23 protein-coding genes are annotated in these 21,781 nt (G+C 63.8%); 1 reads left to right on the forward strand and 22 read right to left on the reverse strand.

All coding sequences use genetic code 11. The features are described from left to right. Positions 1-2: 2 nt before the first annotated feature. The 13 genes from RCH10_RS03775 to RCH10_RS03835 all read right to left on the reverse strand — a co-directional run bounded on the left by RCH10_RS03775 (position 3) and on the right by RCH10_RS03835 (position 12,495). The gene (locus tag RCH10_RS03775; RefSeq protein ID WP_409051348.1) at positions 3-587 is read right to left on the reverse strand and encodes a DUF4376 domain-containing protein; all 585 of its coding nucleotides are present in this window, start codon (positions 585-587) and stop codon (positions 3-5) included. After that, positions 584-3,106: a hypothetical protein gene (locus tag RCH10_RS03780; RefSeq protein ID WP_409051349.1), complete on the reverse strand. Its 2,523-nt coding sequence runs from the start codon at positions 3,104-3,106 to the stop codon at positions 584-586. The genes RCH10_RS03775 and RCH10_RS03780 overlap by 4 nt, the downstream gene beginning before the upstream one ends. Further along, positions 3,103-4,779, reverse strand: a complete 1,677-nt coding sequence (locus RCH10_RS03785; protein WP_409051350.1) for a hypothetical protein — start codon at positions 4,777-4,779, stop codon at positions 3,103-3,105. The genes RCH10_RS03780 and RCH10_RS03785 overlap by 4 nt, the downstream gene beginning before the upstream one ends. Position 4,780: 1 nt before the next feature. After that, positions 4,781-5,083 carry a hypothetical protein gene (locus RCH10_RS03790; RefSeq protein WP_409051351.1) on the reverse strand — a complete coding sequence of 101 codons (303 nt, stop codon included), beginning with the start codon at positions 5,081-5,083 and terminating at the stop codon, positions 4,781-4,783. Beyond that, positions 5,080-6,507, reverse strand: coding sequence for a hypothetical protein (locus RCH10_RS03795; protein WP_409051352.1), 1,428 nt, complete (start codon positions 6,505-6,507; stop codon positions 5,080-5,082). Before RCH10_RS03795 ends, RCH10_RS03790 begins: the two co-directional genes overlap by 4 nt. Positions 6,508-6,549: 42 nt before the next feature. After that, entirely contained in the window at positions 6,550-6,984 is a 435-nt protein-coding gene (locus RCH10_RS03800) for a hypothetical protein (protein ID WP_409051353.1), read from the reverse strand. Positions 6,985-7,022: 38 nt separating this feature from the next. Further along, positions 7,023-8,573 carry a hypothetical protein gene (locus RCH10_RS03805; RefSeq protein ID WP_409051354.1) on the reverse strand — a complete coding sequence of 517 codons (1,551 nt, stop codon included), beginning with the start codon at positions 8,571-8,573 and terminating at the stop codon, positions 7,023-7,025. Further along, positions 8,510-8,836: a hypothetical protein gene (locus RCH10_RS03810; protein ID WP_409051355.1), complete on the reverse strand. Its 327-nt coding sequence runs from the start codon at positions 8,834-8,836 to the stop codon at positions 8,510-8,512. The genes RCH10_RS03805 and RCH10_RS03810 overlap by 64 nt, the downstream gene beginning before the upstream one ends. An 11-nt stretch (positions 8,837-8,847) precedes the next feature. Beyond that, on the reverse strand, positions 8,848-9,405 hold the full coding sequence (locus tag RCH10_RS03815; protein ID WP_409051356.1) for a hypothetical protein: 558 nt from the start codon (positions 9,403-9,405) through the stop codon (positions 8,848-8,850). After that, entirely contained in the window at positions 9,402-10,022 is a 621-nt protein-coding gene (locus RCH10_RS03820; RefSeq protein ID WP_409051357.1) for a DUF6682 family protein, read from the reverse strand. The genes RCH10_RS03815 and RCH10_RS03820 overlap by 4 nt, the downstream gene beginning before the upstream one ends. A gap of 3 nt (positions 10,023-10,025) precedes the next feature. After that, positions 10,026-10,757, reverse strand: a complete 732-nt coding sequence (locus RCH10_RS03825) for a hypothetical protein (protein ID WP_409051358.1) — start codon at positions 10,755-10,757, stop codon at positions 10,026-10,028. Positions 10,758-10,840: 83 nt separating this feature from the next. Further along, the gene (locus tag RCH10_RS03830; protein ID WP_409051359.1) at positions 10,841-11,290 is read right to left on the reverse strand and encodes a hypothetical protein; all 450 of its coding nucleotides are present in this window, start codon (positions 11,288-11,290) and stop codon (positions 10,841-10,843) included. 80 nt (positions 11,291-11,370) lie between these two features. Further along, positions 11,371-12,495, reverse strand: coding sequence for a N4-gp56 family major capsid protein (locus tag RCH10_RS03835; RefSeq protein ID WP_409051360.1), 1,125 nt, complete (start codon positions 12,493-12,495; stop codon positions 11,371-11,373). Between the two features lie 303 nt (positions 12,496-12,798). On the opposite strand from RCH10_RS03835, the gene RCH10_RS03840 reads away from it, so the two are divergent. After that, positions 12,799-13,785 (forward strand): DUF2806 domain-containing protein, encoded by a 987-nt coding sequence (locus RCH10_RS03840; protein WP_409051361.1) that lies wholly within the window; start codon positions 12,799-12,801, stop codon positions 13,783-13,785. A 145-nt stretch (positions 13,786-13,930) separates the two neighbouring features. Here the strand turns inward: RCH10_RS03840 and RCH10_RS03845 are convergent, their stop codons facing one another. The 9 genes from RCH10_RS03845 to RCH10_RS03885 are packed head-to-tail and all read right to left on the reverse strand — an operon-like array spanning position 13,931 to position 21,776. Further along, a complete protein-coding gene (locus tag RCH10_RS03845) occupies positions 13,931-14,074 on the reverse strand; it encodes a hypothetical protein (RefSeq protein ID WP_409051362.1) in 144 nt (47 codons plus the stop codon). Between the two features lie 59 nt (positions 14,075-14,133). Next, positions 14,134-14,334, reverse strand: a complete 201-nt coding sequence (locus RCH10_RS03850; RefSeq protein WP_409051363.1) for a hypothetical protein — start codon at positions 14,332-14,334, stop codon at positions 14,134-14,136. After that, complete coding sequence (locus RCH10_RS03855; RefSeq protein WP_409051364.1) at positions 14,334-15,293, reverse strand: hypothetical protein; 960 nt, start codon at positions 15,291-15,293, stop codon at positions 14,334-14,336. Before RCH10_RS03855 ends, RCH10_RS03850 begins: the two co-directional genes overlap by 1 nt. A gap of 33 nt (positions 15,294-15,326) precedes the next feature. Further along, positions 15,327-15,653, reverse strand: coding sequence for a Gp49 family protein (locus RCH10_RS03860; protein WP_409051365.1), 327 nt, complete (start codon positions 15,651-15,653; stop codon positions 15,327-15,329). Between the two features lie 33 nt (positions 15,654-15,686). After that, on the reverse strand, positions 15,687-16,664 hold the full coding sequence (locus tag RCH10_RS03865; protein ID WP_409051366.1) for a DUF2829 domain-containing protein: 978 nt from the start codon (positions 16,662-16,664) through the stop codon (positions 15,687-15,689). Between the two features lie 16 nt (positions 16,665-16,680). Next, positions 16,681-19,122, reverse strand: a complete 2,442-nt coding sequence (locus RCH10_RS03870) for a hypothetical protein (protein ID WP_409051367.1) — start codon at positions 19,120-19,122, stop codon at positions 16,681-16,683. Further along, the gene (locus RCH10_RS03875) at positions 19,122-19,610 is read right to left on the reverse strand and encodes a hypothetical protein (RefSeq protein ID WP_409051368.1); all 489 of its coding nucleotides are present in this window, start codon (positions 19,608-19,610) and stop codon (positions 19,122-19,124) included. Before RCH10_RS03875 ends, RCH10_RS03870 begins: the two co-directional genes overlap by 1 nt. Then, positions 19,607-21,043 carry a terminase large subunit domain-containing protein gene (locus tag RCH10_RS03880; RefSeq protein WP_409051369.1) on the reverse strand — a complete coding sequence of 479 codons (1,437 nt, stop codon included), beginning with the start codon at positions 21,041-21,043 and terminating at the stop codon, positions 19,607-19,609. The genes RCH10_RS03875 and RCH10_RS03880 overlap by 4 nt, the downstream gene beginning before the upstream one ends. Further along, on the reverse strand, positions 21,036-21,776 hold the full coding sequence (locus tag RCH10_RS03885) for a hypothetical protein (RefSeq protein WP_409051370.1): 741 nt from the start codon (positions 21,774-21,776) through the stop codon (positions 21,036-21,038). Before RCH10_RS03885 ends, RCH10_RS03880 begins: the two co-directional genes overlap by 8 nt. Positions 21,777-21,781: the final 5 nt, after the last annotated feature.

Genomic DNA, 21,781 nt, shown 5'->3' on the forward strand with positions numbered 1-21,781 from the left:
GATCACCACACGATGAGGTCCAGCGCAGCCGCGTCGAAGGCCTGCTCGATGGCACCGCGCCGGGCGCGGCCGCGCTCGTGAACACCGCTCGCATGCGACAGCACGGCCATGGCCATGCGCGGAAAGCTGACGAGATCCAGCGTTGCTACGGTGTCGTCAAAGCGCGTCCATGCAATGACCCAGTTCGGAGGCTGGTAGGGCAGCGTTGCGAACACCGCCGTGACGTTGATGTTGGCGGTCGCGTTGGTATCGAAGCGGCCAAGCCCGGGCACTTCCACGCCCGCAGCGAAGGCTTCGGCGCGAGCACGCTTGATGCGATCCCATGCAGACGCGCGCAGTTCGTCCAAGGCCCGCGGGTCGTTCCAGTCGCGCATACCGTAGTCGAAGACATGCACCGGGCTCGGCTGCGGTGGACAAGTGATGACCGCGCCGTTCTGCACGTAGCAAAGGCCCATGCCGGGCTCGCCTTCGCGCATCGCATAGGGCAGCCCCGTCAATGCCGTGATGCTCTGCGCACTCTCTTCTGTCAGGCACATCTGCGTGTGTTCGACCCGGCCGTTGGGTTCGTAGAAGAAGTACAGCTTCATCGCTTGCAAGTCAGTAAGACCATCGAGCGGAAAGCAATGGTGCCGTTGCCGGACCCATCTTGGTTTCGCACGATGAGGGTGTAGTGGGCATTGCCGGCGCCGCCGAAGTAGGCGGTCAGCGAGCCACCCAAAGTAGCCCCTTGCCAAACGATCAGGCCATCGCTGCGCTGAATTTGAAGCAGCAATTGCGGGTAAGCAGTCACTGATGTGCCGTCCTGCCCGCCTGAAAAATATGAGTAGCCAAGGTTTTGCACATTCATCATGGCGATGATTGGCGTGCCGCTGCTGTCGAAGTTGAAGACGGTCCCGATGGCCGAGGGAAAGCCGCGCTGGTCCCCGCCCTCCATGTAGCCCGGAACCGTCACTGCATTGCCCGCGATTTGCAGCGTGTTGATGACGTTCGCTGCTCGCACTTGCAGCGTGCCGTTGCTGTCGAAGTACAGGCCCGGCGTGTCCATAACCATCGTCGCTGACACGCCGGGGTTGTGATACATGTAGAACCGACTCGACCCAATGGTGAAGTCAACAAACATGGCCCCGTTCGGGTGCTGCGCCATGATCCATCCCCAATTCCCATCGAGCCACTTGTTCGGCGATCGGATGTAGCCCCAGTCGCCGCCCGCGTTGGACCCGATGGTCACTTGCCCCGCATTGATCGCGCCCAGGTTGGCGCTGAGTGCCGCGATGCTCGGCGTGACGATGCCCGCAGGCGTGATGAGCGTCCCGAGGCCCGTCGGGTTGTAGGGCGAGAACACCGTCTGTGCTTTGCCGGCCGCGGCCACGTGGCAGCCGCACGGCAGGAAGCAATAGCTGTCCGTCGCACCGGCGTAGGTGTCGCCCTTGCGAATAATCATGAAGGCCTGTGCGGCGCCCGCTGGGGCGATGCCAAAGGCACCGTAGCGGTTGTATTGCGCCAGCGACTTGCCGCCGCCACCAGCGCCCAGCGCATTGCCCGTGGCGCCCGGCGTGCCATCGGCCGTCGAGAAGTAGGCGAGCGCAGTGCCGGCCGAATTGAGAAAGCCCATGTAGACCTTCACCGAGCAGCGGTGCGCCGCAAGGTAGGCACTGAATTCGTAGCGCTGCCCTGCCACGCACGGGAAATATCCGCCGCTCACGTCGGTATAGGCGCCGTCGATGTTGGTGTCGCCATTGCGCCCGGTTTGCACCATGTAGATGGCCTGCGCGCTGCTGCCGCTAGGGGTCCAATCGTTCGCGGTGTCGACCTGCAACGTCGTCATGTAGGTCAGCGAGCCACCATACGTCCAGCCTTCAGGCACCGCGCCGTTGCGCACCACCCAGGACGAACGACTGAGCAGGTTGAAGCCGAAGCCGATGTTCAGCTTGCCGGCATTGATAGTGCCGTCGGGAATATCCAGCGTGCCGTCGGCGCCGAGCATGAAGCCGGTCCCGCCGAACGGCCCGCTGTAGTTGCTCGAGCGGATGCGGGTCGCCTCGATGATGATGCCGCCGACAGAGCCGCCGCCGAAGAATCCGAAGCCGCGCACCACCACGTTGTTGAGCTCGGCGTCACCAGCCCCGTTGATCTTCCAGCCTGAGAGCCCGCCCAGGTAGCCGGCGCTTTCGATGTACTCGCCCACGCTGATGGTGCCCGCGGTCAGCTTCGAGGCACTGACGTTTGCCACCTTCAAGTTGTCGATCGCGCCGTTGGCGACCTTCAGGTTGGTGATGGTGCCGTTCTGGATGTAGGCGTCTTTGATGTAAGTGCCCGCAGGCACTGTCACCCCGCCCGAAGTGATGGGCGCCGTGATGACGCTGAACATGCCGGCTTCAGTGGTCGCGCCCGGGATATCGCTAACCACATAGAACATGGTCGCCCGGATGGCGAGCTTCGTGAAGGTGGCGGTCGGATCTTCAGCGGCCTTCGTGATCGCGTTGAGCAGCTTGCTCACGTCCTGGCCGGTGTCGACCTGAATGCCGTGCAACCCGCCCGCGGGACTGATGCTTTCCACGCCGTCTTTGGACACCCACTTGAGCCACAGGAACCAGCGCGTTGCCGGCTCGCTCACGTAGGCCCATACGGTGCCGCCAAATTCGCCCAGCACCACGGCATCGGAGAACGTCGGGTCAGCGCCGGCGCCGATCGGCTTGGAGCCATACAGGCGGCTGACAAAGTGCCCGTGGCCCACGGTGTAACTGGCCGGCGAGCACTCGGCAAGCAGGCTGGTGATGGCTGCCGTTGCGGTGAAGCCCGTCGGGGTCGGTGGCGGGGTCAGGTCGGGGACGTAGACGCTGCCCGGCCCGCCGATTACGGTTGTGCTGCCGCCCGGGCCATCGAGCGCAAGGCCTCCACCGAAGGGGTCGCCCTGGCCGGTGGCGAGAAAGCGCGCCGACAAGTTGATGCCTGCTGCGCTCAGGTCGCGCAGTGTCACGCCGCGGTCGAGCCGGCTGCCCTGCTGGCCGAGGTACGTCATCAGCGACTCGCGCACGCGGTCGTTGAAGTTGGCATCGTTCGGGCTCGGGATCGCCTTGCGAATCAGCTTCGAGGGAGCGATGGTCATGCTTCGCCCAGTTCGGCCATGGATGTGGCGATGGTGAAGGCCACGACGGGGTTTTGCGTGACAACGGACAGCACCCAGTCGCGCGCCACGAAATCGCCGGGCAGTCGAAAGGGCTTGCGATTGGCAACCGATCGCGTGTGCCGCAGCGTCGTCGCATCGGGCGCGCTGAACTTCGTTGGCCGCGCAGCCACGCGCGCCGCCACCACAGCGGGCTCGAGGTTGATCGCGTCGACCATCACAGTCACCGGGAAAGCGGACGCAATCACGCGCCCCGCAGCGAAGGTAGTCAGCGGCTGGCGAAACTCCTTGGAGCGGAACGTGGTCGTCATCGACGCGCCGGCGTCCCACTTCTTCACGCTCGCGCCCTCGTGGACGTAGAGCATGTCGTTCAGGTCATCGACGTAGGCCGCGGCATAGCCGGTGTCGAAGAAGTACAGGCCCGTCGGGTTAAGCGGGTCGATGAAGAAGCCCTTCGTCACACCGCCCACGGTGTAGCTGCCGAAGTAAGCGCCTTCGTAGATGGCTCCGATCATCGAGCCCGGCACCATGGCCTGCCAATCGTCGCGCGTGAAGATGCCCGTCGTCAGGAGCTTGGGTCCACCTTCGCCAAAGTAAGCCAGCCCGTCGGGGCACGCCCAGCACACGCCATGCCCGAAAGAAACGATGCTCGGCTCCGACACGCAGGACTGACCGATCGGCAAAGGCTGTTCGTCCAGTGCTTCCGGCGCACCGCCCGACACCAGCACCGGGTCGCCCGTCGTGAGCACCAGGAGGCGCTGACCGAAGCGGCCCAGGCCGACGGCGCGGGCGTCCGGTGGCAACGTCTCGAAGGCGATCGGCCACGCATAGGGCTTGTACGGGATGCTGTAGCGGACCGCGCCGTCCACGGTGTTGATGCCCGCGATCATCCCGTTCCACATCGACGTGAGGCACGAGAGAGTCGCCGGTGGCGGAAACCAGCCGTCGGTCGGCATGACTTCGCCGAGTGCGCGCAGGTCATCGGTCGTGGTGGTGATGCTCGAAAGCTCTTCGCGCAGGAAGAAAAACTCGGTGTCGCCGGCTTGGCCCGATTCGGTGCGATAGACCCGGATGCGGTTGACGCCATGCGAGCCGGCCGCTGGGGGCGCGAAACTGTTCAACGTGGCAGTCTGGTCCGACTTCATGCTGGTCAGCGCGCTGACGGGCGCCGGCGCGCTCTCTTCCCCCTGATTCGTCACGTAGGTGTAGGTGTAGTACCGAATCTGGATCTCGGTGCTCGTGCCCCCGGTGATCGGCACCACAGTGATGGGCGACGTCGGCACCGGCACGCCCAGGTCGCGGTACGTGGTCGGGTAAGGCGCCGAGGCCAGCGCGATCGTGTTGTTGGTCTGCTTCGGCGCGCCGTCGCCGGTGTAGTAGGTGCGCTCGGTCGCGTCGCCACTGATGAGGCCATGCACCAGATGCACGCGGGTGTCCCAGGACAGCCAGTAGAGCGTGTCGCTGATGACAGAGCGACCCATGCGGTAGATCGTCTTGCGACCCGCGGGGATGGTGGCCACCGCCAGCGGCTGCTTCCACGGGCGCAGGTCGGAGCGCCCAGGTTTCTGGTTGATCGAGTTGGTGCCCACCGTATCGGCGAGCAGCTTGGGGTTGGGGCCGAGCGCGGCGCCGGCAAAGCCCTGAAGCGTGAGCACTTCAAAGCTCCTTGAGCTTCATGACAAATTCATCCTCGAAGGTGCGCCCGCCCGTCGTCATGGTGCGCACTGTCACCTTGTAGTTGCGGCCGTCGGTGCCGGCGCCAATCCACACCTTCACACGGTTGCGCACGCTCACGTCGATCACCCCGATGGTGAGCGTAAGGTCGCCCGCCACGCTGGGGGTGACAGTGACCACTGCGCTGGCCACGCTGTCGGTGGCCGGCAGATCCGGTGCGGCGAACGCAATGTCGTAGTCGAAGACTTCGCGCGGCTGCTTTTCTTGCTTGTCGAGAATGGTCATCGGGTCATCTTTCGGATTGGCCCCACGCGCACCATGACGCGGGAGGTCGGGTTGCGTTGCATACGACGGTTCGAGGCTGCGGGGCCGATGGCGCCGTGGTCGCCCGGGAAGGCCGCGGTCGACCACTCCACAAGGCAATCGCCAATCAGCGTTGCCATGGAGGTCAGGATGAAGCCCGCCACAAAGACGTCCTGCGCGTCCAAGTCGTCGGCACTGAAGGCGGCTGCGACCGTCTTGCCAGAAACGAAGAGGTCATCGGTCTGACCCTGCACGTCGCCCAGCATCCCGGCGATCGCGCTGCCCAGCCACAAGGTCGTGCCGTCCAGGCCGCACGTGAAGTCGCCGCCGCTGCTGGCGATCGCGTTCGAGTCGAAAAGGCTGGTGTTGCTGCTGGTGCCGTCCATCACGCCGGCGCCGATCGCGCCACCGATGACGGGCCACGTGCTGTCGGCGGTGATGGTCGCGGACATGCTCGAGACGGCCGATGCGCCCCACGCTTCGACATCGCTGCCGGTGTCGGCGTAGACGGCGGCAAAAATCTTCGCAGCCAGATAGGCGTTGGCCGCGTCGTCGGTTTCGGCGTAGAGGCCCGCGAGGACTTTGCTGGCGGTCCAGAGGTAGCCACCGTCGCCGTCGATCGCGGCAGCCGCTTCGATGATGTTCACATCGGTAGGTGCTGCGCTCAGGTACGGATGGCCCGCGGGAAGTGAGGCTTGCAAGCCCCAGGCCCACATCATGTAACCCTCTACTTGCTGGCGCTGCGATGGGGTCAGGGTGCCGCGGATGACGAGCCACTCGGCGAACTTGCCTACGCACAAGTCGCTCGCGCCATTGTTGTCGTAGCAAAACAGAGTGGATGCGCCGGCGTCGGTCGCCGACGTGTTGCCCGGCCCGCTGATGGTGACGTTCGCCGCATGCGCGGTGCCGTTCATCCATGTGTGGCCCTTGGCGTTGGCGTAGTCGGCGATGCCGCATGCCAATTGCCAGCCGGTGTATGAGGTCACACCGTCATTGACTGCGGTGTAGCTATCGGAGTCGAGACGGCGCACGCCAAGTTCAAGGTCGCCGGGCGTCGTTGTCGAGCGGGAAAGCCCAATACGGGTGCGCGTCGGGTCTGCGTTTTTCGCGTTGTGAATCAGCGTGCCGCCCGAAGTGAGCGAGTGCAGGCTGAAGAGCGTCATGCCTCCGGTGTTGTTCGATAGCGTTATCCCGCCGCTGACTGTGAAGGCGCATAGCGCACTGGCCGAACTGCCGGCTGTGATGAGGTTGCGCGCGTTGAGGGTGTCCACGCCCCACACGCCTTTGTTGTTCGCTAACGAACCCAGCGGTGTCGCAGTGAACCCGCCGCCCGACTTGTCTGCGATGACAGTGATGGCGCTGCTGCCCGTCGTGTTTGCGGGGTTATCGGCAACGCCCCAAGCCATTGTTAGGCCAAGGGATGCAGGGGTCCAGAGCGCCACGTGCGCTTACACCACGAGCGTGATGGTCGAGGTCGTCTTGACGCGCGGGGTCACGCCGTTGGCGACCACGATGTTGGGCGTCAGGGTGCCGCGCAAGAGGATCTTGGTCGATCCCGTGCCAGCGATGCCGACCGACACATAGGTGACGGTGCCGCCGGCGCCAGCGGTCATTTCGCCGAAGTCGATATTGGCTGCCGGGCTTGCTGCATTGGCAGTCACAGACCAGCCGCCAGCAGTGCGTGCGATCGCAATGCGGGCATAGCCGGTGTAGGCAATCTCGTTCGTGGTCTGCGTGCCGGCCGAGCCCGGGTCTGCGGTGTGCAGCGCGAGATAAAGCAGCGTGAGCGGGCTGGAAACGGCGTTGTCGCCCAGGTTGGCGATGGCAACCGCCTGAAGGATGAGCTTCAGAAGGTCATTTGCGAAGGTGGCACCGAATGGCATGAAAGCTCCTTGAGGTTGGGATGGGAAAGGGTTGCGAGTTACCAGCCGAGCGCGGTCACTTTGCTGGTCACGGCGTCGGCTGCCTTCTGGTAGCCGGCGTCAGTCAGGTGAATCTGGTCGACGTTGAAATACGTTGCGTTGCTGATGGTCTGAAGCTCGGTGATCGCCGCGAAGTCGACAACGCCGTCGGCGTAGTTCGAGAAGTTGGCGAGGATCGAGGCGTTGACGGCCAGCCGGTCGGTGTTGAAAGCGCCGTAGCCATCGCCGCGGTTCAAGCAGGTGCCCACCAGGACGCTGAAGCCCGCGGCCCGGCGAGCGGCGCAGTAGCTTTGCAGCAGTGCGAGGGTCGCGGCCACGTTCGTATTGGCCATCAGCGTGTTGGTCGTCTCCCACACCAGCGCCACCTTGCGCACGCCGGCCTTGGCGCCCATGACGTCGGCACAGAGCGGGCTTTCAGCGGTCATCTGCGTGAGGTTGCGGCCCGGGTAAGCGTCGATGCGCACGTCCCAGGTCGCCGCGAGCGCATTCCACACACGCGCTGGCATGTTGTTGCCGGTCGGCGACTGGTCCTGCCCTGCCCCGCCCGTCGAGCCTTGGCCCGAGGTCTGCGAGTTGCCGCAGCACACGAAGAGCTTCTTCGGGTACAGGTTGTGCTGCGCGATGAAATAGGCCTGCAGCGCCTTGTACTCAGCCGTGGTGAGCAGCCGGTTGATGGCGAAGTACGCACCGATCTGACCCGGCCAGAAGTAGGCCGCATCGGCGCCGCCGATCGTCATGTAGGTAGGCGTCGAGAAGCCGAGATTGCCGCCCACACCGCTGTCGCGGCGCATCTTGCTGAAGGTCGAGCTTTTCGGCGCGGTGCCGTTTTGCAGCCAGAAGCGATCGAGGCCGACACCCACTTGCGCCACGCCATATTCCAGCGCGAGCACGCCGTCGGTCGCCATGTTCGCGCCCAGTGCGGCGCCGGTGAAGCCGGTCGTGTGATCCCAATTGCCGTTCGAGCCGTCGTAGCCCGTGTAGAGGTTGGGAGCGAAGCGGCCATGCACCAGCCGCAGGTCGGTGTGAGGCACGCCCGAGCGCATCACGGCCATGAAGGTGGCGCTGTTGTTGAACGTGGCATCGAAGATCGACGCGGTGTTGATGTTGCCTGCGCCGGCGCACACCAGACCGGTGGTCGCGTTGTAGGTGCCCTTGGCGGTCGGGCCCGTGGCGTTGTTGCCCTTGCCGCTCTTGTCGAGCGCGAAGCCGACGGATTGGCCTGCCAGCATGACAGGCACAGTGCCGGCCGCGTCCTGCCGCAGCGAGGCCATATCGGTGAAGTCGTAATAGAGGCCCTTGTCCGAGGCGCCGAACAGAACCGCGGGCGTGAATGCCGCCGCTGCACCGCCATTGCGCTTCGGGTAGAGGACAAGACTGCTCTCGGCCGTGCCCGGCGTGCCGCTGCGGCCGCTGTAGACGGTCAGATTCGGCAATTCGACCGCGCTCCCGGCGCTGACGCCGTTGCGCTTCGGGTAGACCGTGACGGTCACGATGCGGCCACAACGCCGACGGTGGCGCCGGTGCCGGTGATCGAGTTGACGCGCGCCCATACGGTCATCCAGGGCGCCGTCGAGACGAAGCCATCGCCCGAGCGCACGGTGCCCAGCGTCAGAGCGATGTTGCCCAGCAGAACCGCGTCGGCGATTTCGCCTGTGTTGGCGCCCAGGATGTCGACAGAGGCCGTGCCAGCGCCGGCCGTGGTCTTGCCCAGCGCGTGAAAGGTGCGGTTGGTCGGCTTGAGCACCACGCAAGGCTGTCCGACACCGGGCGCAGCCGTGGTCGCGGGAAGGAGGATTACGCTGTCGAAGGACATGAGGGTTCCAATCAGAAAAAGTGAGCGCGCGAGCGCGGGCGGGTTGCTGCGCTGCCGCGCCAGAGCGCGACCTTGATAACGTCCATGTCGCTCTCGGCGACAAGGCGCAGGTTCCCGTCGCTCTTCAGGTCTGCGATGGCCAGCTTTGCGATCGTGCGGACGTAGGCGTCATAGATGACGTCGGCGATGCCCGTCGCCTTGTTGCCCGGCTTCAAGGCGCAGGTCAACACGAGCGCCTGCCCAGCCGCTTCGGGCGTGTTGAAGCTGATGGCCGACTTGTCGGCCGTGTAGACGAAGGTGCCGCGGGCCTTGTCGCCCTGGCGCCATACGTCGTAGTCGTTGCCGGCCAGCGTTGCGCTCTCGATGCGCACCAGTTCGTTGGCGCCAAGCTCCATGTCGTAGGTCAGCACACCGTCCACGGTGGTGGTCGGGTCGAGCGTGACTTGCCACGCCCGCGTGTACTGGCAGAAGTCTTGAGCCGCGCGGAATATGGCCCACTCCACCAGGGGTTCGGGCAGGCCGGGGGCCTTGGGCTTCACGTCGCGGAGGAAGTCGGACCAGAGTTTCATTTGCGGCTCGGCTTGGTGCTGACGTCAGAGATCGTCTTGCCCGTGAGCGCCTGCATGAAGGTGGAAAGGGCGTTGGCTGCCTTTTGACCGTCGGGGCCTGCATCGCCGTCCTTGGACCAAGCGCGGTAGCAGATCCAGTCAACGAAGGCGCCCTCGAAAATGTCATCGAGGTCAACGGTTGAGCCCACAGCGGTGCAGTCGGTGGGGATGGCAGCGACCAGCGCATGCACCTTGATACCGGCCGCGGCTGGCGGGTAAACCTCGAACGATTTGGGGTCGTTCAAGTCGAATGTGTAGTGCTTGATGACGTCGGCGTTGTCAGCGGAGTACCAGTCGGGGTCAAACTCCTGAAGCTGGTCGCGGCTGATGAGCGAGATTCCGCGGCCCCCGACGTTGCGCTTTACATCGAGCAGGCGCGTTGCCGAGCCCGGGATGCTCTGCTCTGCGCCGGCGATCAGCACGATATCGACTTTCGTGGCCTTCGCCTCGGGCCGCACGGCCACGATCTGAAGCTGCGCCCCATTGAGCCAGCCCAGCAGTTCCGCGTCCGTCCAGCGGTCACTGTCGGGGTCGTTGAGCAGGACGCGGGCTAAGCCGATGGGGCGCGATGCAAGCATGGGTTACTTCGCGGGGCCGGTCAGGGCGTCGGCAACCATCTGGCGAAGTGCAGCGACCTTCGTGCCCTTGCCCTTGGGCAGCGTCACGCCGGCCTCGAGCGCGAAGGCGCGGAGCTTGACTTCGGACATGGCGCCGAGGTCCACCTTCTCGCCGTCGGTTGCTTCGAGCACCAGCGAGTTGATGACAGGCACCACGGCGACGGGCACTGGCGGAAGGGCAGCAGCCGATGCAGCGGCAGCGTCGATCGCGGCTTGCACGATGGCTTCATGCGCCACGATCGCAAGGGTCACTTCGGTGTCGAGCAGTCCTTCGCGGTCGTCCTGATCGTTCAGGTTCCACTCTTCGCGGTTCATGTCCGAACGCTCGAATGCCATCTGCACCAGATCGCCCAGGGTGATGGTCACGCCTTCGCCGATGGTGATGATCGAAGGCAACGAGTCGGAGCCGAGCAGCACCAAGTCGAACACCTTGTCGCCGTCGCCTTCGTCGATCGTGGTGATGACCGGGGCCAGCGGCAGAGCAGCAGCGGCAACGGCCAGAGCCACACCCACTTCGACGCCCTTGCCGGTGTACTCGAGGAAGGCTTCGCTGATGGACAGCAGGCGGTCAACCACGCGGGTATCAACAACGTCGCCGCTGACCACGTGGCCGAGGGTGTTGGGTTTGAAGGCAATCTCTTGATCGAACAGATTGATCGAGACAGCTTCGAGACGGCGGTAAGCGTGAATTTGCATCTTGCATTCCTGAGACGGTTGAAAAACGAAAGGGGGGCACGCAGCGATGCGGCCCCCCTCACACACACACGGGGCAGGCGGGATTAGCCGCGCAGCATCAAGAGCGCGGTGACGGTCTTGCCTGCACCAGCCCACGTAGCGGCCGCCGCCGTGACCTTGAGGGCCAGCTTGCGGGGAACGGTCGTGTCAGCGAGTTGCTGCATAGCCGTGGTCGCGCGATTGCAGCTTCCGTTCGCCGTGCGGCCGAAGGTCAAGCCGGCTTCGTAGACAGCGGCCAAGTCGGTGAGCGCGACGTTCTCCTGGCCGAGCGAGAAAGTCAGCAGCGGCGTAGCGTTCGAGTCCAGTTGGGCCGCGAAGATGTCGTAGTCCAGCAGGTCGGTGTAAGGCGGCAGTTCGAGCAGCGCCAAGATATCGCCGACAGCGGGCGCAACGGTGCCGAAGACGAACGTGAGCGGCAGTTGCAGCACGCTGCCGTCGTAAGGCTGGGGGAGCGGCTTTTTGCCGGTGAGCAGTTCGGAAAGGAAACGGGCCATGGTGTTGGGCTCCTGAAGATTGAAGGGGGGACTGGTGGGCTTGTGACGAAGCCCCGACTTGCGCCGAGGCCTCTATGTCATCAAGGGTTCGGGTCGATCGCGTAGGTGTCGACAGCAACCACACCGAAGTCGCGCACGGTCTGACCGTCCTTCGACTTGTAGGTAGCCTTCTTGACACCGACGATGGCGTTCGTACCGATCGCCACGCTGTTGCCGTGGTCCTTGGTTTCTTCGGTCCAGTTGAACCGGGTGCCGGCCTCGTTGTCACCGTAGGCGATGAAGGCGGCTTGCGAGCCCAGGAACAACGCACGAGCGGCCGGCAGGTTGGCACCAGCGCCGTAATCGCTGAAGCGAATCACGTTGCGGTGCTTGTGCAGGATCACGTCGTTGTACATGCCCATGGCGCCCGTGAAGATCGGATTCTTCTGACCTTCGGAGGCAGCGGCTGCCTTCTGAATGTCGAGCCAACCGCCCGTGCCTGCATCGAGGCGCAAGGCATCGGCTTGGAACGTGTGCATGAGCAGGATGTAGTGGTCGCCGCCCTCGATGTTCACAGGGATCATCGAAAGCTCGTCCGAGCCGTCACCGCCCATGGTTTCCGACTTGGCCACGGCCTTGTCGACAACCCGCAGCTTCATCGTGTCAGCGGCTGCCAGAGACAGCTTCGAGGTCGCGGTGCCACCGTACATGGTGTGCATCGCGTCAGGCGCCGTCAGCGCGTTGATGGCGAACATTGGATTGCCCGCCGACCAGATCATGCCGCCGCCCGTGCCGCGAGTGCCCGAGATGTAGATGAAGTAGAGCTCGTCGCTCAGGCGCTTCCACCAGTCGGTGCTGACGCGCTTCGCGTCCTGGCGCAAGTTGCGCAGCGTGCGCTTCTTGCTCATGCGCGAACCCAAGTCAGCGCCACCGCGAACTTGGTCGATGCGCAGGCGGTCGGTGAAGTACTTCAGCGGCTGCTCTTTGCCGTCGAGAGTCTGGTCGCCGATCAACGGCTCCATGTTCATCGGCATGAGCAAGTCCACCGTCACTTCATCGCCGGCCCCGGATTCGAGGTCGTCAATGCGCTGGATGGGGAGGCGGGAGTCTTTGCCCTCGCCGACGAATTTCTTGGCCCAGTAGGAAGCCTTGTTGATGGCGACAGCCATCAGCGAAGCCCACTTTTTTACAGCCTGTGGATCATTGACCCCGATTAACGTCCGCATGTCGGCACTCCATCCCCTTGGGGAATCGAGCGCGTCTTGCGCATAAAAACTGCGATGCCCGCAGCGGCAGCGAAGGGGCTCCCGGCGTCTTAGTGCACGTCTGCCCCTTCACTACTCGAAATCGTATGCCCTCTTTTCTTCTATTCAAGGGGGGTCGCGCCGGTACTGTTAACTTTGTATTGCGAGCTTACAAACGGGCCAGTACGATCCTTGCCATGAAAACCTCTGCCCCCCTCTTACATGCCGACTTTGCGCCAGCCATGCGCGCGATGGGTTGATGTGCCAACTGCTCCAGGCGAAAGTTTGATCATCAAAATGTGGAACTCACTCGTCGACAAAGGCATCGGCGGCGTGTTGACACCTTGGCAAATGCGTCGGGAAGGCAGCGCGGCTTATGAGCTCAAAGCCGAAGAGATGATTGCCTTTGCCCATGCGGAACAATCGATCAAGCGGATACAGCTTGGTCGAGCTTCGCTGGTGTGGATGGAACCCATCTTGCTCAGCGGCCCGACTGCAGCGTCCAATGAACCGCAGTTGGTGCCGAAAGGCCTCAACGAGTACGACCATGAGTTAGTAATCCTTGCGAACCAGCGTGCCGACGTGATCCGCAAAGAAATCAACGTCGCAAAGGCGGTGCTCGAAGCTGAAACCGTTCTCGTGCAAGAAGCAGGTGCTCCGCCTAACGCAGTGCCAGAAATCGACTGGCTCTACAAATGGCGCGATCTGGCCGCCGAGACTTCCTCCGAATCAATGCAAAAGCTATGGGGCAGCGTGCTGGCCGGTGAGTTCAAGAAGCCGGGCAGTCATTCGCTCAGGACGCTCGACTTTTTGCGTTGCTTGTCGCAGACCGAAGCGACCCTGATTGCAAAGGCTGCGAGCTTCGTGATCGCTCAAGCTTTATGGAGCGGGGTTGAGGGCAAGTTTTCTCCCGAACGCGGGCTAACCCTTGTCGACGCGACCATCCTGCAGGATCTAGGTTTGATCAGCAGTGTGGGACGTGGGATGTCAAGGCGGTTTGAGGCAGCCAAAGGGCAGCCGTTAAACCATCTAATAATTTCGTGGAACAAAGCGCTGCTAGTCAGTGGGGCGGTCCGGCAGGGTCAGTTTTCAGTAGCCAACGTCAGCTCGCTCGGCATGCAAATCTTTGCGCTAACCAATCCCAAAACAAACGAAGACAACCTCGTCGATCTTGGAAAGTTTCTCAAGCACTCCAATCTAGACGTCGCACTTGTGGACTTCGAGGACTATGGCGGTCGCCAATACCGGTGGTTCAACGACGTGCAGCTTTAAGCTGGCCTCTTGGCAGGGTTTAGTTGCAGCGAAATTGCACTTCGGCCGATGCGCTGTTGTAGGCCACGGAGTCCATGGACGATGACGTCACCGGGATAACCTTCTTACCCGCCTTGGCGCAGTAGTCGGCTGCTTCGCGGTATAGCTAGGCCTTCACGCTGCCCCCGCTGTACGTGCCCATGCCACCCAACTTTGACGTCATGTAAATGCCGTCGCCGATCAGCACCACGCCCGTGGGGGAAGTGCATGCGGCCAGCGCGAGAGTGAGGCAGAGGAAGGCGAGCCGCATTTGAGATCCAGTGGGTTGCACGCCGATGCGGCGCCCCGGAGTATGGAGCGCCGCCCGATTCAGGTCGCTGCGATCGGCGCCTTATCCTGCTCGTCGTTCGCCGCGGTGCGCGGCTTGTCGACGACCACGTCCTCATGCAGCGTGAGTCGCAGGCGCGCGGTCTTGGGCGTGTTGCCGTCCAGACCGAGCACGATGCGCCCTTGATCGAAGGACAGGCGCTCGCCGACCTTCAGGTTGCGTATGAGGGTGTTGAGGCGCATTAGGAGTCCAGGTAGCGGCGCTCTTGCTCAGGCGTCAGCTTGGCAAGCTGGCGCTCGAGGTCGGCCGGGTTGGTGATGCCTTCGAGATGTGCAAACTCCGACGTGATGCTGGCGTCAGCGGCCACCGGGATGGCTGCCAGCGTCATGCCCAGCTTCGAGCGGTCAGGTGCAGGGCGCCCACCCTTGGGGACGACAGCGGCAGCCGCTGCAACCACCGGCGCAGGCACCTTGCCCGCGGCGCGCAGCATGTACGCATGGGCTTCGGACAGAGCCTTGCGGCTGTTCGCCAGATTGCCCGGCTTGTCCGATATCCCCTGCGCGGCCAGTTCGTTGGAGAACATGACAACGGCACGGTCGAACTTCGCAGCAAGGTCGGCGCTCGAGTAGTCGAGCCCCGCGGCCTTGCCCAGTGCCTTCGTCACTTTCACGTCAGCGTTGTAGAGCTTCATCATGCCGGCGTACTCGATGTTGGCCGTCGCCTTGTCGGTCGCTTCAGCCACGAGCAGCGTGTCGAGCGATGCGCGCACTTCGTTCTTGATGACGGCGTGCTCGGCCTGCGTGATTTCGCCGTCCAGCAGCTTCTGCATGCTGTCGTCTTCGCGGGCGTTGAGGGCCACACGTTGATCGGCGATATCGGCAGGCGCGGCGCGCGGCGTCGGTGCGTCGTCGTCTTCGGCTTCCACAGCGGCTTCGATGCCAGCGGCCCCAGGTGCAGCGGGTGCAGCGGGTGCAGCGGCCGGCGCTTCAGCGGGCGCAGCAGCCAGTGCAGCAGCAGCAGCGGCTTCGGCATCCTGCGCCGCGGTCGTGACAACCAGTTCGTCGTCAGCGGGCGCCGATGGGCTGCGCTTGCCGCTCAGTTCTTGCGCAATGTCGCCGTCTTCGTCGTCGGCTTCAGCCGCGATGAGGATTTCGCGTTCGTTCGCGGACAGGCCGCGCAGGTCTTCGTCAGAGATTGCCATGATGGTCTTTCAGTTCTTGAATGGTTGGGCGGCTCAGTCGGCCGATTCCTGCTCGGCCGTCAGCTTCGAGCGCAGTTCGTAGCCCAGCAGCGGCCAGATTTGATTGCGCGCGTGCTCGAAGGCGATGCGGCGCCCGATATCCGGGTCGAAGTTGGCGTGCGCAGCGCAGGCCGCATGCCCGACCACCGTGAATCCATTGCGCAGCGTGAGCACGCACAGGGTCAACGTGCTGCCCGGGGGCACGTCGTAGTACTCATGCGCGATGGTCTTGTCGATCTCGCGCGGGGTGATGCGTGCGGCCACGGCCTTGGATGCAAGCTCGGCTTCGGTCACGCCAATGGGGGTAAGGGATGGGTTCATGGTCGTTCTCTGAAGTTGGGGGCGTGCTGGCGGTCAGGCGACCAGAACCCAGTCGTCGGCCAGCAGGTCGGTCTGCGATGCGAGCCACGGCACGCGGGCGCCGGGCGTGTTCGCCGCGTCGGTCGGGTAGCTCATGAAGATGTAGGGCAGAGTGATCTTCGAGTGGGCGTCGGGCACTTGCAGCTCGAGCCACAAGCCTTTGCCGTTCCATCCCAGGCGCGCGACCTTGGCGCCCTCCTTCAGCACCTCGAGTGCCACGCTGAACGCCAGCGGCACGGGGTCTGTGATGCGTCCGGGCACGTTGGGCGCCGCATCGGCAGGCATGAATCCGCCCGTGCTTCCTGCAACCCACACGCCGTCTTCCATCACGTCGACCACCGGGCTGGTGGGGGACAGGCCGAGTGCTGCACGTGCAAGGCGCCCAGCGCGATCACCGTCCGACTCGCCATCGAACAGGCCTTCGTACAGTTCATTGCGGCCGGTGGCTTCATAGCCCACGTCCGGCGGCACGCTGGCGATTGGCATCGCGTGCAGGTTGCGCACCAGCGTCTCGTTGGCCCGGTCATGCGCGGCATTCCGCTCCCGCTGGCGCCGGCCCATGAAGGGCGCAGGCGAGCCGATCGCAACCGGGTTGTCGATGGCCACCAGTGCGATGCCCGGCGCGTCGTACAGGCTGCCCGGGTCCAAGGCCTCCTTGATGAGCGTTCGCACGATCGCTGCGGTCATCGGCGTAGCGGCTGCCTGCCCGATCTGGTATGGCATCCACTCGCAGAAGCTAGATAAGGGCTCGTACTCCATGCCAGCCTGCTTCAGTAGTACCGACGTGCGCTCAACGGGCTTGCCCTGGCGGTTGAGCACCATCAGGTTGACACAGCGTTCGGCGAACACGCGGGCCACAGTCGCAGCAAACGGCGCAGGGTCTTCGTCGTGCAGCGGGTCCGACTTGTTCGGGGTGAACCAGACCTGACGGCCCACGGTCGGGATGATGATTTTGTCGATTGCGTTGTTCAAAGCGTCTTGCTCCTACTCACTGCGGGGGATTTGCAGGGCCTGCGCCCTGCGGGGGAAAGTTGTCTTCGGGTCGCACCGTTTCCATGCCGCCCTGCACGCCTTCGAGGGGCGACGCGGGCGCCATGTCGGGCGGTCCAGCCTGTGCGGGGTCATTCGGTACGCCATCGGCCGGCAGCATCGGGTCGGTGTTGGGCTGCGCACCAGGAGCGCCCTGAACGCCTTGGGTCTGTGCCAGAAACCGCTGTGCCAGTCCGGTGGGCTGGGGAATGGCGCCGGGGTGCATGTCTTCCAGGCCGGCAGACAGTGCAATCTCGTCGGCTGCCGGCGTGACACCGGGCGTCGTGGCGACGATCTGCGCGGCTTGCAGTGCGGAGAACATCGCCTCTACGCGCTTGAGCACGCTGGTGACGTCCATGTTCTCCATCTGCGAGCGGATCAAGTCGACCTTGGCCTGCACTTCGGCGAGCGCGGCCTTGTTGGTGTCGGTCGCAACCTGCTCGGCTTCCATCTGCTTGGCGACAGTGGCCTGCTCGACTTGCTGCTCTTCGGGCGTCGGCGGCTTGCTCGGGTCACGTTGGCCGTTGAGCTTGCGGATGCGGGACACCCACTCTTCTTTGTCTTTGATTTCCGCGTTCTCAACCACCAGATCGAGCACGTTCAACACCACTTGCGGCGCGAAGGTGGCGATCTTGCCCAGCAGGTCGAACATCTGCTCCTGCGCAGACTGCGCGAGCGATGCGCGGTAGTCCTGCGTGTCGATGATGAAGTCGGCAGCCGATGCGGTGACGTCGTTCAGGATTTGGCCGGTGGCCGGGTCCACCTGATTGATCTTCAGCCACTCGATTGGCTTGCGCTGGCCGACGATGCGCACGGCCTTGGGCTCGGTATAGAACTGCTCGATGTGCGACAGGCGCAAGCCGCCCGCTTGCCGGATGGCCAGCAGGTAGTTGTCGAACAGTTCGCCCGTCGTGAGCCCGCCTTGGTCTTGCTTGAGGCCAATGGCCTTGCCCGACTGCGCGTTGGTGTCGTGGCCGAGGTTCTCGTTGGTCACACCGCCGACGTTGCGCATGAGTTGGCTGTCCTCGCGTGCCAGTTCGAGGTTGCCTTGGAAGTCGCCGGTCTGTTGCTCGAACTTCAGAATCTTGCCGGCCTTGACCACCATGATGGCGTCCGGGCGTGCGGCCTCGATACGCAGGTCTTCGATGTCATCGACAGCGCCGGCCTCAATCTGGATGCGGTTGGACGAAAGAGCGAAGAGCGCCTTCGAGCGGCGCTTGTTCAGGTCGTCCTGAATGTCCCGCATGCCGCGCATCGGGCCGTATGCCATGCCATCGCGGAAGCGCCGGTACGCATAGATCGGGGTGAGCAGGAATTTGCCGTGCTTGAACGGGCTCGGCATGTCCAGCATGGGCGCCTGCTTCGTGGCGATCATGAGGCGCATCTTCATCTTCACCGCCTCATAGGTCGGTGCGTTGTCAGCGATCGCGGCCTGATGCTCGGCGTTCTGGTCGTCCACCAGCTTGCCCGGCGCCTGCCCGCCCATGAACACCTTGACGCGCTCGGGCACCTTGTACCAGCACTCCAATAGCTCGCAGGAGCGGCGGCGGCTGTAATCGAAGTAGCCCGAACGCGCCATGTAGGCCGAGCGGTTGCCGAAGCCCGACATATCGGCCATCTCACGCATATCGGCGGTGCTGGCCTGCTTCTGCCCCAGGTACCACACGTCCTCACCGCCCTCGCCGTCCTCGTCCATGCGCCCGGCCATCGAGCGCAAGTGCGCCTCGTGCGCTGGGAGCAGTGCAATCGCGTAGTCCAGGTCGATGACGCGGCGGCGGAACAGGTAGCGGCTGTCGACGTTGAAGTCGATGTTGCGAGAGTGGCTGTCGCGGAAGACGTTGCGCCAGTCCTCCATGCCGCTGTAGATGATTTCCTGCTCGGGGTCCGGATTGATGCCCTCTTCGAGCCATGAGATACCGGCGGTCGCGGCCTGCTTGAATGCCTTGGAGCGGTGCCACTGGGTCAGATTGACGTCATCGGTGTACTTGACCAGCTTCGTCTTCAGTTCGGCGCCGGCTTCGTCGTCGGGCTCGCGCGGGAGAATCTTGTAGTCCTTGCGCAGCCGCTTTTCGGTGCCAGAGATCCAGTCGATCGTGAGCCGGGCTTCGTTGAACACCAGCGGCGCCTGTCCGCGCTCCATCAGTTCGCGTGCGTCATCGGCTGCCCACTGCTCATGGTCGTAGTAGCCCTCGTCCACTTGGGCCTGCGCACGCTCTTCGGCCTGCCGCTCGCTCTCGTACTCGAGCAGGTCCATCAGGACGTGATGCCGATGGATGGCCTTGGGGTCGCTTGCCACATCGCCGGGCGTTGCGTGCTCGATGATCTTGGCAAGGTCGCCGCCCTGGCGCTGCTCGCCCTCGGCTGGCGGTGCGGTCGTGGTGCTGCTCAGGTCGTCAAACATTACAAAACCTCGGTGTGCATGGTTTTGTCACCGTTGCGCACGGTGACTTCGATGCCAAGGCGGTGCGCTTGGATTTCCAGTGCCGTGGGCTGTTCGCTCGGCATGGTGATAAGGTCTGGCAGAGCCTCGATGACGAGATCCATCATTCGGTGCCGGGCTGCCTTGTCGTTCTTGTCGAACCCGCACGTCTCGCATGCGTTGAGCACCGAGTTGAAGAAATACGGGGTCGGCTTGCCCTCGCGCGCACCGTAGATGTAGGCGAACCGCTGCGGGATGACGTGCGCGCCCGTGTCCATGCGCCGGAAGGCATGAAAGATCGTCATGCAGGGGATAGGCCCCTCTTCGGGGAACGATGGGTCATGGGCTTGCAGGTCGAGCCACTGAAGGCTTGCCACCATGTCACCCTTCGTGAACTGGCGCCATGCGCGCTCGCCGCCCAGGTCGACAAAGGGCGTGCCGCGCGGGCCGAGCAGTGAGGGGGTCGTCATACGGTTCTCCAAGAGGTAGTGCGGGCGCCGTCTCGCGCCCTCGGTTTCTGACAGGCCAAGTCGAGGCCCGTCATGCAGACGTAGCGGGTGCCATCCATCAAGTGATCGTTGGCTTTGACGATGGCGCCCTTCACGTCGCGCCGGTAGATGCGGTACTCGTCAATCCAGTTGCGGCAGGACGCGAACACCTTCAGGCGCCCGCTGCTCATGCGGTCCCACACGTTGTAGATGCCGGCTTCGACGCCGTTGTCTGCGTTCGAGATAGCGAGGCCCAAGTCCTGATAGAGCTCGAAGAGTTGCTCGCCGTCCTTCTGGCTGCGGCCGTGGCTGGCCGGGTCGATGGCGCCCGGGATCCACTCACCGCGGGCCTTGATGGCTGCCGCATGCACCGCAGGCTCGGCTTCGCCCCGGTAGTGCTCGCTGTAGAGGTAGGCGACGTCGGTTTCGCGGTTGATCGCCGCCCAAATGACAGCGGTACGGTTCCAGCCGACGTCCATCCCGAACGCGCGGTGCCAGTAGTCGGGCAGAGGGAAGTCGGGCACCACGATGTCTGTCTCGGGCACCGGGTAGATGGCACCGGATCCCAGTGCGGGGATGCCCTTCGTGCGCGCGTCGCGCTGGTGCGGCATCAGCTTGGACAGCAGCTTTGCCTTCGCCACTTCGGACAAGTGAGGCACGTCGTCCCAGCCGCATTGAACGACCTCGCGCGACATGGCCGGCTTGTCCGGGTTGTTGCTGGTCAGTGCCTGCACGAGTGCCGTGAGCCCGTTCAGAGGCGTGAACGTCAGCATGCTGATGCCGCCCGTCGTCAAGAGCCGCACTTGGCCCTCTTCGTACACGTCCTCGGGGCATTCCTCGTCGGGCCAGAACAGATCAAGCTCGAAGCCTTGGAATATCTTGCGGCCCTGCACGTAGCTGCGAAGCCAAAGCTCGCTGTTCTCGCCGCTGACGTGCTTCACGGTGATCTTCTCCACCGCGCCCGGCACGCCCTGGCGCTTTGTCCACGAGACGATGCAGTCGCCCGGAATCAACCCGGTGCCGTAGTCGCGCTCGTCGGTGGTGCCGCCGAGCATCTTGTCTTGAATAATGTCGCGCGTCGTGTCGTGCGTGTCACCACTGGCCACAGCCCGGATGGCACGCCCGAAGCGCCGGCCTTCCCACCAGTCCGGGTAGAGGCCCGTGAGGTGATAACTCGTCTCTGTGCCCGCTGCAACCGTCTTGCCGACCCGGTTTCCGGCCATGAAGACGCGCTCGTCGTTCTCGCGGCCTGACCGGAAGAACTGCATGTGCTTCGGGTAGAGCGCACGGCGCAGCGGCCCGCGATCGGGGAACAGGGACTCGATGAGGCGCGTCTTACGGCGCCGCATGACCTCGCCCATGAGCGAAGACAGTTCGAGCCGCTGCGACGGCGTGAGCGTGGTCAGGTCAAGCATCGTCGGATGCCTCCTGATTCAGCGTTCCAATGCGCGGCAGGGATAGGCCCAGCGCGGCAATCTTGCCCAGTAGCTCGGCGTCCGACACAGAGGCCAGCGTCACGGTGCTCTCGATGGCCACCTTGTCGCCGTACACTTTTGGCAGGATGCGCGACAGAGCCCACTTGCGAGTCTCAACGCGCAGTTTGTTGCGGGCCACTGCAACCGCGTCGAGCGGCATCACTATCTCGCGGCCCTCGATCGTCAGAGTCGTCGTCGCCTCGTCAGAAATACGGGTCAGCGTGTCGAAAATGTCATGCGTCCGAACCTCGCACGCGCGTGCGTACGTGCCGGAATTTGTGGGATCGAGCGCAATCCACGTCTGCAAAGTCTGTCGGGGGAAGCCTTTATCTACGGCGTATTGCTTGAGGTTTCCGCCATCCTCGATGTAGCTACAAAAGGCTATGAAACTCTGCGGAAGCTCGGACTTCCATTGCTGCCATGGAGTCGCTGGTGCTGGTTGCGGGAGAACGAGTAGCGCGCGCCCTTCTACGGGCGGTGCGGTGTTGGCTGCTGGCTTTGGCTCTACGTCTTCAACTGATACGACTTGCGCGATGCGCCACTTGCTTGGTGGTGCGGGTGTGTTGCTTGCCTTGGGCTTTGCGGCCTCAGGCTTCTTCTTCGGGGTTGGCTGCGCCTTCGGCGGGCGGGCCTTCTTGTCGGTTTGTGCGGGGAGCTGTTTCTTAGTGCTCAATGGGA

Origin of the sequence: Variovorax sp. GrIS 2.14 (genome assembly GCF_046115955.1) — a bacterium.
Taxonomy (GTDB): Bacteria; Pseudomonadota; Gammaproteobacteria; order Burkholderiales; family Burkholderiaceae_C; genus Variovorax.

Coding starts and splice junctions, on each gene's coding strand:
- RCH10_RS03775 (WP_409051348.1), bottom strand. CDS start 587: ATGAAGCTGTACTTCTTCTACGAACCCAACGGCCGGGTCGAACACACG.
- RCH10_RS03780 (WP_409051349.1), bottom strand. CDS start 3,106: ATGACCATCGCTCCCTCGAAGCTGATTCGCAAGGCGATCCCGAGCCCG.
- RCH10_RS03790 (WP_409051351.1), bottom strand. CDS start 5,083: ATGACCATTCTCGACAAGCAAGAAAAGCAGCCGCGCGAAGTCTTCGAC.
- RCH10_RS03795 (WP_409051352.1), bottom strand. CDS start 6,507: ATGGCTTGGGGCGTTGCCGATAACCCCGCAAACACGACGGGCAGCAGC.
- RCH10_RS03800 (WP_409051353.1), bottom strand. CDS start 6,984: ATGCCATTCGGTGCCACCTTCGCAAATGACCTTCTGAAGCTCATCCTT.
- RCH10_RS03805 (WP_409051354.1), bottom strand. CDS start 8,573: ATGGGCGCGCGTCAACTCGATCACCGGCACCGGCGCCACCGTCGGCGT.
- RCH10_RS03810 (WP_409051355.1), bottom strand. CDS start 8,836: ATGTCCTTCGACAGCGTAATCCTCCTTCCCGCGACCACGGCTGCGCCC.
- RCH10_RS03815 (WP_409051356.1), bottom strand. CDS start 9,405: ATGAAACTCTGGTCCGACTTCCTCCGCGACGTGAAGCCCAAGGCCCCC.
- RCH10_RS03820 (WP_409051357.1), bottom strand. CDS start 10,022: ATGCTTGCATCGCGCCCCATCGGCTTAGCCCGCGTCCTGCTCAACGAC.
- RCH10_RS03825 (WP_409051358.1), bottom strand. CDS start 10,757: ATGCAAATTCACGCTTACCGCCGTCTCGAAGCTGTCTCGATCAATCTG.
- RCH10_RS03830 (WP_409051359.1), bottom strand. CDS start 11,290: ATGGCCCGTTTCCTTTCCGAACTGCTCACCGGCAAAAAGCCGCTCCCC.
- RCH10_RS03835 (WP_409051360.1), bottom strand. CDS start 12,495: ATGCGGACGTTAATCGGGGTCAATGATCCACAGGCTGTAAAAAAGTGG.
- RCH10_RS03845 (WP_409051362.1), bottom strand. CDS start 14,074: ATGCGGCTCGCCTTCCTCTGCCTCACTCTCGCGCTGGCCGCATGCACT.
- RCH10_RS03850 (WP_409051363.1), bottom strand. CDS start 14,334: ATGCGCCTCAACACCCTCATACGCAACCTGAAGGTCGGCGAGCGCCTG.
- RCH10_RS03855 (WP_409051364.1), bottom strand. CDS start 15,293: ATGGCAATCTCTGACGAAGACCTGCGCGGCCTGTCCGCGAACGAACGC.
- RCH10_RS03860 (WP_409051365.1), bottom strand. CDS start 15,653: ATGAACCCATCCCTTACCCCCATTGGCGTGACCGAAGCCGAGCTTGCA.
- RCH10_RS03870 (WP_409051367.1), bottom strand. CDS start 19,122: ATGTTTGACGACCTGAGCAGCACCACGACCGCACCGCCAGCCGAGGGC.
- RCH10_RS03875 (WP_409051368.1), bottom strand. CDS start 19,610: ATGACGACCCCCTCACTGCTCGGCCCGCGCGGCACGCCCTTTGTCGAC.
- RCH10_RS03880 (WP_409051369.1), bottom strand. CDS start 21,043: ATGCTTGACCTGACCACGCTCACGCCGTCGCAGCGGCTCGAACTGTCT.